General features: G+C 42.0%; 3 protein-coding genes. 1 reads left to right on the forward strand and 2 read right to left on the reverse strand.

Features of this window, described 5'->3' with window-relative positions; translation table 11 throughout:
• Positions 1–23: 23 nt before the first annotated feature.
• Positions 24–830: a helix-turn-helix domain-containing protein gene (locus tag C7386_RS13155; protein ID WP_116705732.1), complete on the forward strand. Its 807-nt coding sequence runs from the start codon at positions 24–26 to the stop codon at positions 828–830.
• Between the two features lie 61 nt (positions 831–891).
• Here C7386_RS13155 and C7386_RS13160 read toward each other — a convergent pair whose 3' ends face one another.
• Both C7386_RS13160 and C7386_RS13165 read right to left on the reverse strand, forming a co-directional pair.
• Positions 892–1,854 (reverse strand): DUF3658 domain-containing protein, encoded by a 963-nt coding sequence (locus C7386_RS13160; protein WP_014078537.1) that lies wholly within the window; start codon positions 1,852–1,854, stop codon positions 892–894.
• 16 nt (positions 1,855–1,870) lie between these two features.
• Positions 1,871–2,173, reverse strand: a 303-nt coding sequence (locus C7386_RS13165; protein WP_318261314.1) for a TnpV protein, incomplete at its 5' end; no start/stop codon positions are given.

A 2,173-nucleotide genomic window follows, 5' to 3' on the forward strand; every position in this document is an offset into this window, starting at 1 on the left:
CCATCGGAAAGGAGCGTGCGCCCATGAAAGGAGCAACAAGCATACAGGAACGCCTTTGGGAACTCCGCAAGGACAAAGGCTTAAATCTGGAAGAATTATCAAAGCTGACGGGCATTTCCAAATCAGCTCTTGGAAATTATGAAAAAGAGGATTATAAAGAAATCAATCATGGCAACCTCATCACGCTGGCAGACTTCTATGGAGTTTCCGTTGATTATCTGCTGTGCCGGACAGAGAACCGGGAGCAGATCAACACGCCATTAACGGAACTGCATTTGAATGATGAGATGGTGGCACTTCTGAAAAGTGGGCGGATTAACAACCGTCTGCTCTGTGAGCTTGCCACTCATAAGGATTTTATCAAGTTTCTTGCAGACATTGAGATTTATGTGGACGGGATTGCCACCATGCAGATTCAAAACCTCAACGCCCTTGTCGATACCGTCCGGCATGAAATCATTGAGCGGTATCGCCCAGGCGAAGATGACCAGCATTTGAAAGTGCTGCAAGCCGCCCATATCAGTGATGATGAGTATTTCAGTCACATGGTTCTGGATGACCTCAACCTGATTATCCGGGATATTCGGGAAGCCCACAAAAAGGACAGTGAGAGTGCGCCCCAGACCACCGTTGCCGATGAATTGAAAGAAAATCTCGAAGCAGTCGAAAATTTCAAGGGCAGCCGGGATGAAAAGCTGGTTGTCCTTTACTGCAAGCAGCTCGGTATCAACTATAAAAATCTGTCAGACGAAGAATTTCGCTGGCTGATTCGGATTCTCAAAAAATCAAAGAAAATGGGAACGCCTATCAGCCAGAGGAAAAAACGGTAAAAAAAACCGCTGTTGCATGGTTGGGGTGCCTTCCATGTAGCAGCGGTTCTTGCTGTGGTTATTATTTCATTCGTTTTCTTAATATCCGGCGATAATTTGTTTCTCCCTTTGGTGCGTCCTGTATAATTTCCAACACACCATCTTCAAGCATTTTATCAATGCGATTAGAAATCCATACATCACTAATTCCAAGTTGATATTTTCCTAAAACATTACCTATAACAATAGCCATTTTGAATTGCTCTGGCTGTTCTGCAATTTCACGAAGAATGAAACTATCATATATATCTTCTGAAACACTTTGCAATTTACCATTTAGCATTGCACGCAAAGGTGCATTTTCATTTTGAAGTTGATTCCATTTCATAGCACAAGCTGAAAGAAATACAGGCTTAGCTTTTTCTTGTAGAGTTATATATTTTCCCCATTCGCCAGGAGAAACCTCACCCCATGCTATTTTGGATGTCATAGTATTTTCTTTTCCATATTCCCAGGCAGGTAACTTAACCAAATAAATTGTTGTCTGACAGTTTAATGGTCGAAGTTGTTTCATAAGCCAGTACATACCGCAAAGTTCATCCGGATTATAGCTATACCAAATACGAACTTCTTCCCCAGCTACATATCGTTCAATAACCGAAGACAATGTAGTTTTAATTTTCTGTATTTTTTCTTCAACCTGATAGTCTAAATCCTCTACAAACCAGACAGACAGCATTTTCTTGAGAACATTTTTCCGCTGTTCGCCAATTCCATTATCAGAAATATCTCCCACACTAAGAGCCATATCAAAACAATAAACATCACTGCTCTTGCCTCCCAATGGAATAGCATTCTCCCAAGCAATATGTTCTTGTTCCTGTGCTTGAATTTGTGCTTCTTTCATTTCATCTGAAGATGGAACACTCCCATCTTCGTGCCTCATAAAGACCGAAACTGCACTTCCTCTATACTTTCCCTTACCGTAAGTTTGGGCAATTTTCAAACTTCCACAGGCACTTTCACCAAATACAATTTCAATCATCTTATATACCTCCGATTTAATTACTCCCGTATGAATAAATTATATCATGCAAAACAATTTCTTCTGCCCGGTTGTGAATGTTATTACAACGCTGCACCCATTCCATTTGTTGAGTTCGCTTCAATTCCTCTGTCACGCCCTCGGTGGCTTTCATCTGCTCCATGATAGTGTCTAACCGTTCCTGTGCCTGTTCGTTCAGGTCTGCAAGATATGTCCACAATTCTCCGGTCAGTATCAATGTATTCAATCTGGCTGGGTGGACTTCCCTTAAATATTCCCGGTGCATCCGTCCGTACTTTCCGATAGGGCGGTGTTCCTC

Source organism: Agathobaculum butyriciproducens (assembly GCA_003096535.1).
Taxonomy (GTDB): Bacteria; Bacillota; Clostridia; order Oscillospirales; family Butyricicoccaceae; genus Agathobaculum; species Agathobaculum butyriciproducens.